Source organism: Caballeronia glebae (assembly GCF_001545035.1).
Taxonomy (GTDB): domain Bacteria; phylum Pseudomonadota; class Gammaproteobacteria; order Burkholderiales; family Burkholderiaceae; genus Caballeronia; species Caballeronia glebae.
Map to the genome: position 1 here is coordinate 1 of NZ_FCOJ02000064.1, position 15480 is coordinate 15480.

Consider the following 15480-nt stretch of genomic DNA (forward strand, 5'->3'; position numbering starts at 1 on the left):
GCTGGCAAACTCGACTTCTCCGCATTCAACTCGCATGCCCGCTGAGAGCCATTACCCACTTCATTTTCAAAAGAGCCTAAAATCCAAAGTGCCGAGACCACTTGAAAATCTACCGTTGGTCGAATGACTAAGCGAAGTGAAGCGTTGGCCCGTTGTCCGGCTTCGCTGAAGCGATACTGCCAATCTTGCCGGGGGTCTAGCGCCCGGAAGTGACCGTCATGATTCGTATCCCACGCTGAGCAATCGACCGACTTCGGCAGATAAGCGTGGTCTCCGATAAAGGTGGTGTCGGTATGCCAGTCAGCTTGACGCGCGACAAGTTGACTGCGAAGTCGTCGCAGGTTTGCATCTAAGGCCTGCTCGTACTTGGTGAAGGCCAACGCATGAAAGTGCGTGTTCTCGTAGAACGCCTCAGCCTTCGCTTTCCTGTAGGCCACATACAGGTTACCAAGGGTAAAAACGTCTCCTTCACTCGGGTTCATAGGTCTCTATCGCTCTTCTTTGTACGCCGACGTGTGCTGCGGTTGGTATTTGCCCACGCCGCTCGAACTCCGACTATGAGCTGTTCGCTGATTAACGAGGCGCGCCGTAACATGGGGCTCTGCAACTAAGGCATAGCGGAGTGGGGTTGCGTCAGATACTACCAGTTGCGAGCGGAAGTCGACCATGAACGGCCGCTTCGCTCGACGGCGGCCTCGCGCTCAGTAATCGCGAGCGGGCGTTCATGGTCGGACTTTGCCGCTTGCAAGTACGCGTTCCGCCTTTCCGTATGATCCGTGGCAAAAAAAGTCGACCCATGAGGTCGGCTAATGATTCTGGCCGTTCCGAGGGCCGTGCCAGAACCTGAGAGGGCCACATTATGCCTTTCGACGCCGCTGGATGCGCGGGAAGGAAACAGGGATGGCAGAGCTGTCCGGAAGTTAGCCCGGCAATATGCCTTTCTGTCAGGATGTCTGCCATTGCCTGACTTCCTCGTTCGGGCTCGCGGTATGGACTTGTAGCGCCATCCCCGCTCGTTGCCACTTCTTCATGCAATTGACGTAGTTCGTCTGGAGTGCGGCTTCTGATGCTGCCTGTCTGCAAAATTTGCCCGGCGCTGAAGGTGGTATCCAGCGCGGGATTTTGTCGCAACGGCGCGCTATCCGCCGTCGGCAAGCAGTATTGTGGTCGCGGAGCGGTCCGCCGTGGTGACGACCCAGATGACTGAGCCGGTAGGCAGTGCGTAACGCGAGAGGATGCGCAGGTCGAGCAGTACGGCGAGCTCGTTCTGCAGGCAGTCGCGTTGGCCTAGGTCGCCCCAGTCGCCGTGAATGTGACGCGCGAGCAGCAGGATGTCGTGCGCTTTCGCCAGCTCAAGTGCAGCGGCGGCAACTGGTGTGACGGTGATGCGGCCTGCCTTGAATCGGATTTTGTTGTTGTCGATGTCGGTGGATTGCATGGTGACTCCAGCATTGTTTCTCGTGCCATCAGGACATGTCCGACGGCAGACAGTAGAGGGAGGTGGAATAGGGCGGATCGATGACAGATGAAATTCGCGCGGATGGCTTTAATCCGACGCGCGGTTCTCAGTAGTCGTCGGGCAGCAGTACGGTCGTGACCGAGCGGTCCCACTCAGTGATGATCCAGACCTTTCCGCCGCCGGGGAGCTCGTAGCACGACAACACACGCAAGCCGCTCTCAAGCGCGAGATCGTTCTGCCTGCGGTCTTCTGCGGTAAGGTCGCCCCAGTCACCGCGCAGATGTCGGGTCAGCAGGTCGTCGACCGACACGTTGGCGGCACGCAGCACCTCAAGCGCGCCGGGGGTGGCGAAGAGACGCCCGGGTGTTAGCCGGGGTCCCGTGGATCTTGCAGATAGCGGATTCATGAGGGTGTTTCTCCAGGTAAAGGACGAACGCCTGCCTCCGAAGAAAATCGGATGCACAGGGCAAGAGGGAATCCGGACGGTTGTCCGGGCTAGGGCGTAGTGGCGTGTGCCGCGAGCTGGCGCCGCAGAGCGATGGCCTTCGCCTGCGAGCAGCCGAGGTGGCGCCGGATGTCGGAGACGGTTGCGCGGACTCTCCCGGCGGCGACGTCGCGGGCTAGTCTCATGACTTCGGTGGCTGCGGGCGACACCGGCGCATTGACGGTGCCGTGACTGGGCGAGACAGGCTCGTGACCCGATGCAGCGGGGTCGGTAACTGAGGGCGTGGTGACCGCCGCTTGCCGTGGCTTGAGTGCGAGGCTCCAAAGCAGGCAGGCGACGCCTTCGAGCACGGCAGCAAACGTGAGTCCCGAAAGCAGATCGACGCGACTTATGGTGGTGCCGAGTAACGTCGCGAGTCGTCCCGTGACTGGATCGACCGTCAGTGCGTCACGCCGCCGCTTCCCGCGGTCGTCCGACGCCTCTCGTCGCCGAACATCGTCGGCTTCCGCGTTCAGCGCATCGAGTGTCGCGGCGAGCGCGACATGTCGAACCTTCAGGGCCGCACACTCTCGTGGACAGCGTTGCGCATCGGCGATCGCCAGTTGCCGGGCGACGTTGGCCCGGTCGATCATGATCGCTGTCAGATTGCGACTAGCCGGAACGGTATTGGTGACCTCGGGAACGAGGGACGACGCGCGACGTTCCCCGGCGTGCTGCTGCGCGAGCACGAAGAAGGTGGCGTGACCAAAACAGGCGGTCGCCATGCACGCAATCCAGAGAAGACTGCCGATGCCGCGTACCGACCATGGCGAGTAGCGACACAGTGCCGGGAGCAGGTGTGCGCAGACGACCAGCACGACACCGATCGCCACCCACACGACTCGCTCCGGTAATTCGCCGCCGCGCTGCCACCCGGCCAGCACGGACATGCAGATCGCCGTTGCGGTTGTTGCAGCCGCCAGCGCGAAGGTCAACCACGACGGATCGCGATCCGAGCGGCCGACCGAACTACCAGGCACGCTGGTCATGCCGCTGTTCCTCCCAGCAGAACCGCTCGCCGGTCGAGCTTGTCACGCAGCGTTGGGGCGCCCTGTTTACCGGTCGTGTCTGACGCATCGTCTGCGACTTTCTCCCTGTCCTTCCCGTCGAGCCTGCCCTGGCTGGCGTCGTCGCCTGATTCGGCCGTTGGATAGAACTCTTCCGCTACGGCCGCACTTTCCTCGACACTGTCCTCGAATGCGCCGTTGGCGAAACCAGCGCGAGCCGCCGCATCGAGCGCAGCCTGGTCGAAACCGGCCACGCGGCGGCGCGCATCAAGCTCGCGCGACTGCACGATAGCTTCTTCCAGCGAACTGCCCGCGCGCACGCCGAGATCGACGTAGTAGATAGCCGAACGGTAACTTTGCGCGGTCGACTTGCCGCGCAACTTCAGTTCCAGCGGCAGACAGGCCAGCAGACCGCCCGACACTGCATTGAAATACTGCAGCCGCGCCGACAGCGTACGGATCGAGTTATACGAGGTGGTACGGAAGATGAACGAGCCTAGTTCATCTTCATCGCCGATCGTGACATTGAGCCGCCCATAAGGCTTGCAGCCACCGGCTTCCCCGAACGCGCAGCCGTCTGGCGTCGGACAACCCATGGCGGAGATGCCGCCATCGGTCACGCGGCGGCAGGTCTCGCCGTCCCCCACGCAGATAGGGCGACCGGTGCGACGATCGAACAGGCTGTATTCGGCACGCAGGTTCAGGTCCGGATCGTTGAACAGCATCCGCACGGGAATCGAGCGCAGTTTGCCCGTGGTAGCTTTGCGAAGTGTTTCGTTGAGCGGATGCAAAAGCCAGCCACTTGCGTGCTGCATCTGGCTGGTGATGGTGAACTGGTCGTCCTTCTCCGGCAGACGTTTGCCGTTCTTTTCGACGATACGACCGATCGAGATGCGACCGACAAGAGGGGGCGTGATCGCCAGGCCTTTGAGCATGGTGATTCTCCTAAAGTAAGAGTGGTTCAGATTGGAACAACGATTCAGATAGAAACCAGGAAGCGGCGCGAACCCGGCTTCGTGATGGCGTATTGCGATTCAAGCTCGGGGTGATCGGCGAGCAGCCGCTTCAGATCGACGCCAGCCGAGTCTTTGCTGCGTTTGAAAGAGATTTCGCCGGTTTCGAACACCGCGCGGGATGCGTCGCCCATCGCCTGCTGGATCGTTTGTTTAGATTTTGCTTCCTGTTGCTCGCGCGCTTCAATCTCGGCACGCACCGCAACGAGATCAGCGAATGTTGCAGAGAGCCGCCGGTCATTCGTGAAATCAACCGTCACACCGGCATTCCCCGGATACAGGCAGCGCAGGGCGCGGTCTGCCGACTCGGAGCCGTCCGCAGGCGGCGGCGTATCGCTGGTGACGTACTGCCAGAACTGCACTTCGAGCGGGATGAGCCGGGCGATCAGTTCATCGTCGCGTTCGATGCGGTGCACGGTCAGTTGCTGGCCGCACAGTAGTACGGCTACGTCGGCGGCACGTTTGCCGGTAACGGCAAGCTGATGCTGGACCTGCAATTGAACGTACTCCGGAACGCCGTCGCGCCAGAGCTTTGCGCCGAACTCACCAGCGGTCTTGCATTCCAGTATCTGCAGCCCCGGCACGCCCACAATCTCCCTGTCGAGGTTCGCGAGCATGTATGGGATCGTTGGATGCTGGAGCACCGCATTGACCTTGCGCACACGATTGCCGGTTTGCTGCGTATAGGCGGCAGCAACGATCGGTTCCAGCAGCGTGCCCCAGTAGACGGGCTCCGTGGTGTCGTGAGGATCAGGTTGCGCGAGTTCGGCATCGCGCCCGGTTTTTTCGAGCCACAACTCGAGCGCACTCTTGTACGGATTCAGTCCGACGGCTGCCGCGGCGTCGGAGCCACCGATGCCGGTCCTGCGAACGGCCAGCCAGTCGGTACGGCTCAGGGTGCGCGTTTCGACTAGGCGTAATGCAGAACCTTTCCTGACGGGTTTTTCTTCCTGGATGAGTTGCGACATGGCTTTCTCCCAGACGGATAAATGAAAAAGCGCCCGTTGAGCCGAAGCTCAACCGGGCGCCTTATGACAACAACAGACGAAGGACGGAAAGAAACGATAAAACCAACAGCAATGATTCAGACGACGAGTTTCAGTGCTTCGTCCCACGCCTTCTGTTTGAGCGCCGCGCCATGGCCGAACCACGCTGCGTCGCGCCGATGGTCTTCGCTGCGTGCACGGCGCTGGTGGTCGACATATTCGGTGACGCTGTTGAGGAGTCCCCACGCCGTGCCTGAGGCAGAGGCGAGCGCGGCACCCTTGCCGCGCCCCGAGTAGAGGTCGTGCACGGCGCGGATCGCACTGTCGTTGGTGGTCGCAGATGGTTTGTCTAATGCGTTCGACGCGCTCCCCGTCTGATAGGTCAACACGCGCCGGAAATACGCTTCGGCCGATTCAACAGTGACCTTGCGATCCGACAGCGCCTTCATGCGGGCCATGAACCCGTCCCACGACGAGATGGCGATGCCGAGTTGGCGTTTCACCGCCTGTGCATCGAACTGGCTGCGATGCGGCACCTTGACCGCGCCCGTACTGTCGCCGAGCGCAATGGCGAGCGTGTTGTTGCAGACCACACGAACAGAGGTGAACTGCGCTGTCGTCGCGAGCGTGCCGTCGCACGCGGTGGCGAGCAGCAGATACCCGTTGACCTTGTCGCGGCCTTTGAGCGACACGCTCTGGCCGGTACGAGCCAGAGCCCACAGCTTCTTGCCGTCCTTGAGGACGCCCGCCGTTTCGAGCTCAAAGCCGCCCACTTCGGTGAGATCCCGGTAGAACTCCAGAATCTCTGCGGGCTGTACGACCTGATAGCGGCTTGACACAACGGACAGCGGTGCCTTTGTGTCCGACCGGTACAGCACCTTCTGTTCGGGAAAAGCATGAATGGAACCGAGGCCCGTGCTTCCGGCAACGAAACGCACTTCAGACTCTTCAATCTTCCAGTTCATGCCAGCCTGTTGCGCCCAGACTTCGAGTGGCTGATTCGGGGCAAGCTGGTTGCCGAGGCCGTGCCACGGAGTTTCGTTGACGTAGGCCATGGTTTGTACGAGATGCATGAATAACTCCTTTCTGAAAAGACGAGCGCATAAAGCCCGGCCGGGGCCGGGCACACTCGCGAGCGTTGAAATCAAAATGAGGGAATACGGGATGGCGGTAAACGCCGAGATCAGAGCAAACAGGTAAAGCGCGTGAAAATGCGATGCTGTGTAGGTTCTTAATCAGGCGCTTGCGTCGCGCTTGCTGAACGTGTGGCCGCAGTGGAGGCAACGGTAGTTATCGAGGACGTTGTCGTCGATCACTTCACCAACGGCCGTACCTGCCGCACAGCCAGCGGCTCCTCCGAGAAGACCGCCAATAATGGCGCCAGCGATGAGACCGAAAGCGGCGCCGACAGGGCCGCCGACCAGACCGGCGGTCGCACCTATCTCGGCGCCTGACATGGCAGAGGTTGCGGTGCCTGCCGCACCTGCGATCGCGCCGATCGCACCGCCAGCCTTTCGCGCATAGTTTCGAGTTTCAATACATGCTGATTGACAACGAGGACATTCGAGGGGAAGGTGTTCAACACTAAGAGGGCTATCAGTGCTCATGCGTTTTCCTTGAGGGTGAAGACATGGAGTTAACAATTTTCGAGTGAGCGGCGACTAGCGGTCCATCTCACTTAAGTGATATAGGTTCAAAATTATTTGGATACCTAATTACGAGAAATTTAGCGAGCGAAATGGAGCGCGTTTTTGAGGATGGTGGGAGTTCACCTGTTCGATAGAAGGTCTTCTCTAAAGAATCCTCTTTCAGGCCGTCATCCTTGTTGCTGCAGATCGACCCCGTAGGTACGGCAGGCCTGACGTTGAACCAGTTGCAAGCGAGAGGCGCGCTTGATGGCCGTCGGCGGCGACATGCCGAGAATTGGTGGTTGACAAACTCGAGGCCGCGAATTTCCCGGTCGCCCCCTCCTTATCTCACCATCCGAAATTTTCACCGCTGCGATCACAGGGGCGCCCTCCTTGGCGCATGTGTGGTGGGCATCGACCAAAAGATCGGATCAGGTTGAATTGGAATGCTATCGGCCATTCGAGTAGTTGAAGCCTACGAGCAGGCGGATGCGTCGGCGCTCGCGCAGTCTCCGCCGACGACGTTGTTCACCTTGAAAACCGTCTGATGCATTCGTTACATTGTCTGGATTTCTCATCAGCAATGCCCTTCGCTCACGATCGAGACAGATTGTTCCGATAGACGCTCACCAATGAGCGTGCACCGAGACGCCGATTCTCCTGCTGGACCACCTGACCACAGATTCCAGGCCAGGCATCATTGAGACGCTTCCGCCACGTCACCGGCGCGACTCCAATCTCGTCTCCGGGCCTCTCTCCCGACTGTCCGACTTCATCCACCGTTGCGCCGGAGCTACACATTCTCTTGAACAAAACCCTCGTATGTGGCTGTAAATATGGAATTTTCCCCTGATAAGTGCGACACTATCAAATAGTTCAGTGTGTAGTTTTTCGGGAGAATTTTTGGATCGTGGATGCAGTTATGACACGGAAAGCGATTGTTGTTACTAACTGCACCAACAGAAAGCGTGTCAGTGGAGTTGGCCTCGCCCTTAACGAAGTCGAAACGGGTGGCCCGCTTACATCAGTCGCTGCACATTGGGCAAAGGCCGTTCGGAAAGCACGACCTTCGAGGCTGGCTCAGGACGTTTACATGGGGCGCGCCTTCGTTGAGGCCCAGCACGTAGCCGCGAGTCTAGGGGGTACGTTACATGTCATATCTGCAGGACTCGGGGTGGTGGATGCCACAGATCCGATTCCGTCATACGACTTGACCGTCTCCGATGGCAGCAATTCATTGAAACCTCTCCTCCTTCGACTGGGAAAAGAGCCAAGCGACTGGTGGTCGGCGTTAACAGCAAAACTCGGACACCAGCGCTCTGTGCATGCACTACTCGACAGACATGCAGACGCCTTGGCGCTCTTTGCATTGCCGGGAAGTTACGTCGCCCTCATCGCTCGGGATCTAGCTTCCTTGACTGATACCCAAGTCAGCAGAGTTCGCATCCTCACATCTGGTCACGGTCAGGCGTTTGTTCCGGTCAATGCCCGCCACGTCGTTCTGCCTTACGACGAACGTCTGGAAGGGTCGTCATTCCCTGGCACGCGAACCGATTTTGCGCAAAGGGCATTGCGTCACTTCGTCGAAGTACTGCATGGGCATCGACTCTCTGCTGAAGAAGGCAGAATGGCTGTGGCGAATGCGATGCATATGCTGAGGAAGCCGGCTGTTCCGGTACGAGAAAGGAAGACTGATGCAGAGATTCTCGCGCTGCTGCGTAAGAATTGGCACCGATTTGATGGTGCCTCAAGCCGGCTCCTGCGCTATCTGCGAGACGATGCACTAGTCGCTTGCGAACAAGGGCGGTTCCGCGGTCTGTGGTGTCTTCTCCAGCAAGAACTCACCACAAAGGGCTAACTTGATATGGCCAAGAAAGAAATTGTTGTACGCGCACTTCGTACGACCCAAGGTGAGGGTCTGGACGTCTATGCTTTTTTCATTCAGGGCTCTGACATCGTGAAAGTCGCCGACATATCGAGGGTGGAGCGCGACGAATCAGAAGTGCTCAAAGGCTTTCAGAGACCCGAGATTAGAACGCACGTCAAAGGTATCGCCGACTATCTGAATCAGGGCAACGTCCTCTTCCCAAACGCGATCATCCTTGCGATGTCACCGGCGGTTCACTTTGCCGCAGCTCGAGGCACAAAGCCTACTGGCGATCAGGGGATTGCGCAGGCTGGCACTCTGACGATCCCAGTGTATGACGAGGGGCAGCGCGTCGCCTGGATCGTTGACGGTCAACAGCGTTCTCTGGCTTTGGCACAAGCAGGGACAAAGAGCATTCCAGTACCTGTTGTCGGCTTTGTTTCAGATAATCTGGAGATCCAGCGCGAGCAATTCATCCTAGTCAACAAGGCTCGGCCACTCCCGACGCGGCTGATTAATGAACTCCTGCCAGAAACCCGCAGTATTTTGCTCCCTCGTGAGTTGAGTGCGCGAAAGGTGCCGTCCGAGATATGCAACTTGCTTAACCGTGACCCTGAATCACCGTTCCACAAGCTCATCAAACGCATCTCGGAAAAGGGCAGCACCACCAGCGTCATCACCGATACCGCCGTAATCGCGATGATTCGTAACAGCATGAACAATCCATTAGGTGCACTTGCGCCCTACAAGTTGGCTGGTCGCGAAGGTGTCGACGTTGAAGCGATGTATCAGATTTTGCGAACGTATTGGTCCGCTGTACGGGATGTATTCCCGGAATCGTGGGGCGCCGATCCGCGACGCAGCAGACTCATGCATTCGGCAGGTATTGAGGCCATGGGCGTGCTGATGGACAGGATTTACGCACGCCTTGCAGGACACGGGGAAGACTACAAGACAGTACGCAAGGAGTTGGAGAAAGTTGCACCCGCCTGTCGCTGGACCAAGGGCACATGGGAAACACTGGGCGTTGCTTGGAACGAGATTCAAAGTACGCCACGAGACATTAGAAAGCTCCAGGACACGCTAGTCCGAGCCTATACAAGCACGATGAAGCAATGAAATTTCTCTATTCCGATACTCAGGATTACGTTGATCCGGAGTATGACTTTCTTACAGATCGCAATGCTCCCGGTCGACGTCGGTACTGGGATGACGTCTATGCGCACGAGCTTATGACTCCGTCACCGTACGACGGCTTACTGGTATCCATGAGCGCAGTTCGGCAAGCGGATGGGGTCGCCAAATCCAAGGTGCGGTATTCAACTGCCGAAGAGCAGAGGATGCTGCGCGACGGCGTGCGTAAGTTTTTGAGATACGGTGGTCCAAAATTCAAGGACTCGATGGTGCTGGGAGACTGCGGGGCCTTTGCCTATGCTGATAGCGAAACGCCCGCGTATCCTCCTCAGGAAGTGGTGGAATTCTACACGGACGCAGGTTTCACGCACGGCGTGTCTCCCGACCACATCATCTTTGACTGTCTTACGGACAACCCTCCTGCCAGCGAGGCTGCGCCCGGTGTTATTGAGCGTTTTGATATCACGCTCGCAAATGCCCGGGAATTTCTGCGTCTCACAGATGCGGAAGGTTACCCATTCGAGCCTCTGGGTGCCGTGCAGGGTTGGTCACCAAAGAGCATGGCTGACGCCGCCGTTCAGCTCGAGAAAATGGGATACCGCTACCTTGCGATTGGAGGTCTCGTTCCGTTAAAGGTTGACGTCATCAAGCAGGTCCTGCACGCGCTGCGCGACGCCATCAAACCTGAGACAAACATCCACCTCCTCGGGTTTGCTAAGGCGGACACGATTCATCAGTTCACAAATTTTGGCATCACCAGCTTCGACTCTACGTCCCCCCTTATCCGGGCGTTCAAAGATGCAAAGGCGAATTACTACCTGGAATCGCCCAAAGGTGGACTGGACTATTACGCGGCAATCCGCATTCCGCAGGCAATCGAAAATCCTCGTTTGATGCAAGGGATAAAACGCGGGATTTTTAGTGCCGAGGACCTACAACGCCGCGAGGAGAAAGCGTTGACGGCATTGCGCAAGTTCGACAGCGGCAATGGGAAGGCGAAGGATGCGCTCGATGCTGTCATGGACTATCAGCAGTTCCTCACGCTGGGTGACGGACACCCCATTGAGCAGCACGAAAAGGAACTCAAGAAGATGCGTGTGCTCGTAGAGCGCACTTTGGAAGATGCACCTTGGAAGCGTTGCCGTTGCTCTGTCTGCAGCAAGGCCGGTGTCGAAGTCATCATCTTCCGATCCAGTAACCGAAACAAGCGCCGTGGATTTCACAACCTGGGCGTCTACCACAAACACGTACAGCGTACCTTGGAGAAACACCGGTGAGCGTCTATCGATTCAAGGCCATTCGTGCATCACAAGCTCCGGAGCACGATGTATTTACTTTTGCCGCCACGCCCGAACAGATCTGGGGTTTCGCTGAGATCGAACGTGTCGGCCGAGAAGAAAACGGGCAACTACGCGGCTTCCAGCGCCATCAGATCGCATCTCACATCAAGGAGATTCGCGATTATTTGCGACGCGACGATGCACTTCTTCCCAATGCATTGATCGTTGCCTTCATCGGCGGCGTCAAGGTGAAGGATAAAGGGGATGGGGTCGTTGAGATTGAGATCAAATCCGGCGATAAAAAGCCGGGCTTTGTTGTGGATGGCCAGCAGCGACTCAGTGCATTGTCCGGTATCACCAAACCCGGATTTCAGGTCTTTGTGTCCGCGCTTATCTGCAAGGACTACAACGAACTACGCCAGCAGTTTGTGTTGATCAACAACACGCGACCGCTGCCCAAGACGCTGATTTACGAGTTGCTCCCGACGGTTGAAGGACTGCCGGAACGATTTACCGCGCGCAAGTTTGCCGCGCGCATCGTCGATCGCCTGAATTTCACTCGCGGCTCTTCGTTGCATGGCGAAATCCGTCAGCACACGAACCCCAAAGGGATACTGAGCGATACGGCCATGCAGAAGTTGGTGATGAACTCTGCCTCTGACGGCGCAATTCGTGAATTCATCAAGGATGGTGATTTCGAAACTCGTGCTTATGAGTTCGTTAACGCGTTCTTCGGAGCTGTGGTCAAGGTTTTTGGAAGCGAATGGATCGGCATGAGCCCGAAAACGTCACGCCTGCGTCATGGCGCAGGCATTGTGGCAATGGGTTTCGTCATGGAGTTTCTGTATTCCAGCGAAGGCGCTACAACTCGCGCCGAATTTGAGAGCGGCCTCCGATTGCTGAAAGAATATACCGCGTGGACAAGCGGCCAGTGGCGCCTTGCACCAAATGACGAGCGTCCTTGGAATGGTATCCAGAACACTCCTAGCGATATCGATTTGCTGACCAACTATCTAGTTCGGTCGATGAAACGGGCGCTCCGTCAGCCACGACGGGTAGCTAACTCCTAGCAATACGAGGCCTACTCATGAAAACTCGCGCGATGGTTCTCTTTTCCGGCGGTCAGGACTCTACGACCTGCCTTGCATGGGCCCTTGATCGCTACGAACATGTCGAGACAGTCGGGTTCGACTACGGACAACGCCATTCCGTTGAACTTGAATGCAGACCGAAGGTGCTTTCCCGTCTTCGTGAACAGTTTCCGGACTGGGGGAAAAAACTCGGCGACGACCACATGCTTGATCTTTCAATCCTTGGGCAGATCAGCGACACGGCGCTCACTCAAGGAAAGGCCATTGAGATGGAGAAGAGTGGTTTGCCGAACACGTTTGTGCCAGGAAGAAATCTGCTGTTCTTCATGCTTGCGGCCGCCGTAGCTTATAGACGTGGCCTCCAAGTACTGGTCGGAGGGATGTGTGAGACAGACTACTCCGGTTATCCGGACTGTCGAGACAGTACTCTTAAGGCGCTTCAGGTCGCCATTGCTCTTGGCATGGACCAACCGCTTGTCATTGAAACACCGTTAATGTGGATCGATAAGGCGCAAACTTGGGAGATGGCATCCCAGTTGGGTGGCATAGGCCTTGTTGACTTGATTCGGACAGAAACCCACACCTGTTATGTTGGGGACCACACAACACAGCACGATTGGGGCTATGGATGTGGTAAATGTCCTGCCTGTGAGTTACGACAGAAGGGATACCAATCCTATTTAGCGACCGAGGCGCCATAACGTTTTGTACCACTGCTGAGTGGGAGAGAAATCTACGTACGTCGGATATAAGATGAACTACGAACTAAGCCAGAAATTCTACTTTGAGGCTGCCCACACGTTGCATCGCGAGATCGATCAGGAGGGAAGCCGTCGGATTCACGGGCATACCTATCACGCGGAAGTCTACTTGCGGGGCCTACCGGACTCCAAAACTGGCATGCTTGTGGATCTTGGCTTGCTACGTTTGGAGATCGAGCGAATTCGCGACCTTCTCGATCATCGGTTTCTCGACGAAGTAAGCGGACTTGGCCCAGCAACGTTAGAAAACCTCAGTGGATTCATTTTACGCAAGCTAGCGGAATATGTGCCTAGCATAACCAAGGTCAAAGTTGAGCGACACGCGACGGGTGACGCTTGCGTGGCTTTTGCAGACTGACGCAGAAGATCCCTCGTCGCTAGCGACGAGGCACAAAGTTCTTCGACAGGACTCTTATCTTGAGTGCGCAACCGTGCGAGAACGTCGTTAAGATACGTGTTGGAATTATGTCGTGAAGAGGAACAATCATGCGCAGGGGCAGAAGCAATCTAAACTAAGCAAGCGGCGGCCGGTGGTGCATGTCGCGAAGGGATCGATAGCGTCGAGTCTCAGGGTGTCGCGTACGGTGGACCACGAAAATTCAGAAAAATTTAACGTTAGTGAACATACATGAAACGAGTAACCGCCGGGGAGAGGCTCTTTTATCTTGTTCGCGATGAGGCGCTCGATGCTTCTGAGCGAGCGCATGCCAATTGGTCGAATCTTGCAACTCTGTTTAACCAGGTAGGCTCAGACGCGAACTACTCGAATTATGTAAAAGGTGCGATCGCCGTCCACATAGTTCGAAAACTGCTGCGGTATTGGGAGACCGAGAAGAAGAATTGTGCAGACGAGTCGTTATATGTTCGCAAGGTAACTGCCTTCATCAAGCAAGATGTTTTTTTTGGACTTAGTGAAGGTCTAGTCAATGGTTTGGCCAGAGCCGTTGTTCAAGCGGAATCCGCTTCCTTTCGCCCGATTAATTCGTCGGTTAAAGAAAACGTACTTCGTGAAAAGGTCAATTTGCGATGCTACCTTTGTAATAGAGCGCTCGAAAAAGATGCGTGCAACAAGCATGCCTCGCATTTGACGCTCGAGCATCTTTGGCCGACTTCAATCGGGGGAGATAGCATCGACAATAATCTTCTCCCGGCATGCAAATATTGTCAAGAAGTCACGAAGGACACGGCGTCTTGGGAATGGCTCAATATTCATAATCTCGTGCTCCCGTCTCAACCTTCGGAAGAGGCATTAATCGCGGTCCCTAATAAAGTTCGTTTTGCTAGACATTATCTCGAAGCAATAACGCTTGCGGACGAGCAGAAAATCTCATTGAAACAGGCGTTTAGGGCGATTGGCCCAATGAGGAAGATATTGGGGCATAATGCCACGGGATCGCCGGTTACATTTTTCGATTTACAGACTACATGGGAAATGTCGTGACTAAACAAGATTCGAACGATATCACGCAGGTGCGTGAATATCATGGCTTTTGCTTTCAGCAACGAAGGGGAGCCGGGCCAAGATTGGTCATGTTTCATGCTCCAGTCCACGAAATCCTTCAGTGGGCGGCAGTAGGCGAACTAGGTCCGAATTCTAGAGGTCCGCAGCGCGAAAAAAAGGAGGCACGGGTACAGGCCATCTCGAAGTTCCTTAGCGCTGATCCGCAAAATACGATTCCCTCTGCATTGATTCTCGCCTTCGGCGAGGGTAACGCGTCGTTTGCACCACTAGAACCGGCCGTACCGGGTTCCAGTGCGGGCAAAATCTCGATCAACTTGTCGGCAGCGCCCGCAGCGACCATCGTTGATGGTCAACACCGTCTTTTTGGAATCGACAGTTTTGATCCTCAAACGCACGTTCCGATAGTCGCATTACTCGACGCCGATTCTGTTGAGCGAGCCTTCCAATTTCTCGTTATCAATAATAAATCAAGCAGAGTTGCTGCAACTCATACCAAAGCGCTTTTGGCAAAAATGAAAGGTACGCCTCTGGCGACACGCCTCAAAGGGGCAAAGTTAGCTTTCGACGTGGAGGGGATTAAGGATGTCGATTTGATAAATTCCGATCCCGACAGCCCGTTCTTCCAGACGATCGACTGGACTACGACTCCTCAGGAAAACCGTATGGTTCAAGCGACGTCCATTGAAATTTCGCTGGACTACATCGTTGGACTCGGAATTCCCGAGTATCAAGATCGAGATGTGTGCAGAAGTGTTTTTCTGACGATTTGGAAAGCTATTAAGGCTTATTGGCCATCACTTTGGGTGACGAATTCTCGATTAATTTCGAAAATTGGGATTATTTGTTTGACGCGATTTGTTGCCGATCGCATAACCAATTGGGCTGATAGCGACGACTTGGATATCGAGGTTACTGATCTCGAACAAATAGAATCTCAAACGAAGAAAATCATAAAGCATATGGATATGCGATTTTGGACGACACCTTGGTCCGAGAAAGCACAGGGGGGATTCGATACAAATCAGGGGCGAGAACGGGTAATGTCGGCAATTACACAACTCTATAGAAATGGCAAGCGGGACATTGCTTGGTATAGCGACATCGACATTATTGAGCGTTCGGCTGCCAAAGAGTGAGGAGCCCCATGAGGCAATGACGTAGCGCAGATCTGCCTTGGCCGTAAGGTCGCTCAGACTATCGGCCGCGACCAAGGCATAACTCGTTGGTGCGCGTTCGTCGCCATTGTTGGACGAAGTGCGGGCGGTTTTCCCATTGAAACGCAAGGCTCCGCCAGTGTTATTGGCTCCA

At 56.1% G+C, this 15480-nt stretch carries 15 protein-coding genes and 1 pseudogene; 8 read left to right on the forward strand and 8 right to left on the reverse strand.

What is annotated here, in order from left to right:
* The 8 genes and pseudogenes from AWB82_RS30360 to AWB82_RS30395 all read right to left on the reverse strand — a co-directional run.
* A pseudogene (locus AWB82_RS30360) lies at positions 1-482 on the reverse strand (hypothetical protein); the annotation flags it as partial.
* Positions 483-1138: 656 nt separating this feature from the next.
* Positions 1139-1438, reverse strand: a complete 300-nt coding sequence (locus AWB82_RS30365; RefSeq protein ID WP_086973011.1) for a hypothetical protein — start codon at positions 1436-1438, stop codon at positions 1139-1141.
* 127 nt (positions 1439-1565) lie between these two features.
* Positions 1566-1865, reverse strand: a complete 300-nt coding sequence (locus tag AWB82_RS30370; RefSeq protein ID WP_086973012.1) for a hypothetical protein — start codon at positions 1863-1865, stop codon at positions 1566-1568.
* 89 nt (positions 1866-1954) lie between these two features.
* Positions 1955-2932, reverse strand: coding sequence for a hypothetical protein (locus tag AWB82_RS30375; RefSeq protein WP_407643061.1), 978 nt, complete (start codon positions 2930-2932; stop codon positions 1955-1957).
* Positions 2929-3885: a recombination directionality factor gene (locus AWB82_RS30380; protein ID WP_086973013.1), complete on the reverse strand. Its 957-nt coding sequence runs from the start codon at positions 3883-3885 to the stop codon at positions 2929-2931. Before AWB82_RS30380 ends, AWB82_RS30375 begins: the two co-directional genes overlap by 4 nt.
* 44 nt (positions 3886-3929) lie before the next feature.
* Positions 3930-4931: a YqaJ viral recombinase family nuclease gene (locus AWB82_RS30385; RefSeq protein ID WP_086973014.1), complete on the reverse strand. Its 1002-nt coding sequence runs from the start codon at positions 4929-4931 to the stop codon at positions 3930-3932.
* Between the two features lie 116 nt (positions 4932-5047).
* Positions 5048-6022 (reverse strand): DUF932 domain-containing protein, encoded by a 975-nt coding sequence (locus AWB82_RS30390; RefSeq protein ID WP_086973015.1) that lies wholly within the window; start codon positions 6020-6022, stop codon positions 5048-5050.
* Between the two features lie 162 nt (positions 6023-6184).
* Positions 6185-6556 carry a hypothetical protein gene (locus AWB82_RS30395; RefSeq protein WP_086973016.1) on the reverse strand — a complete coding sequence of 124 codons (372 nt, stop codon included), beginning with the start codon at positions 6554-6556 and terminating at the stop codon, positions 6185-6187.
* Positions 6557-7754: 1198 nt separating this feature from the next.
* Between AWB82_RS30395 and AWB82_RS37400 the strand changes: the two genes are divergently transcribed.
* From AWB82_RS37400 to AWB82_RS30425, 8 genes are all read left to right on the forward strand, one after another.
* Positions 7755-8435, forward strand: coding sequence for a hypothetical protein (locus AWB82_RS37400; RefSeq protein ID WP_143756925.1), 681 nt, complete (start codon positions 7755-7757; stop codon positions 8433-8435).
* A 6-nt stretch (positions 8436-8441) separates the two neighbouring features.
* On the forward strand, positions 8442-9563 hold the full coding sequence (gene dbpB, locus AWB82_RS30400; protein ID WP_086973017.1) for a DGQHR domain-containing protein DpdB: 1122 nt from the start codon (positions 8442-8444) through the stop codon (positions 9561-9563).
* On the forward strand, positions 9560-10855 hold the full coding sequence (gene dpdA, locus AWB82_RS30405) for a tRNA-guanine transglycosylase DpdA (RefSeq protein WP_086973018.1): 1296 nt from the start codon (positions 9560-9562) through the stop codon (positions 10853-10855). The genes dbpB (AWB82_RS30400) and dpdA overlap by 4 nt, the downstream gene beginning before the upstream one ends.
* Positions 10852-11928, forward strand: a complete 1077-nt coding sequence (gene dbpB, locus AWB82_RS30410) for a DGQHR domain-containing protein DpdB (protein ID WP_086973019.1) — start codon at positions 10852-10854, stop codon at positions 11926-11928. Before dpdA ends, dbpB (AWB82_RS30410) begins: the two co-directional genes overlap by 4 nt.
* A 17-nt stretch (positions 11929-11945) precedes the next feature.
* On the forward strand, positions 11946-12650 hold the full coding sequence (gene queC / locus AWB82_RS30415) for a 7-cyano-7-deazaguanine synthase QueC (RefSeq protein WP_086973020.1): 705 nt from the start codon (positions 11946-11948) through the stop codon (positions 12648-12650).
* 52 nt (positions 12651-12702) lie between these two features.
* Positions 12703-13068 (forward strand): 6-carboxytetrahydropterin synthase, encoded by a 366-nt coding sequence (locus AWB82_RS30420; RefSeq protein ID WP_086973021.1) that lies wholly within the window; start codon positions 12703-12705, stop codon positions 13066-13068.
* A 270-nt stretch (positions 13069-13338) separates the two neighbouring features.
* Complete coding sequence (locus tag AWB82_RS37405) at positions 13339-14151, forward strand: HNH endonuclease (protein ID WP_143756926.1); 813 nt, start codon at positions 13339-13341, stop codon at positions 14149-14151.
* On the forward strand, positions 14148-15308 hold the full coding sequence (locus AWB82_RS30425) for a DGQHR domain-containing protein (RefSeq protein WP_159462640.1): 1161 nt from the start codon (positions 14148-14150) through the stop codon (positions 15306-15308). Before AWB82_RS37405 ends, AWB82_RS30425 begins: the two co-directional genes overlap by 4 nt.
* Positions 15309-15480: the final 172 nt, after the last annotated feature.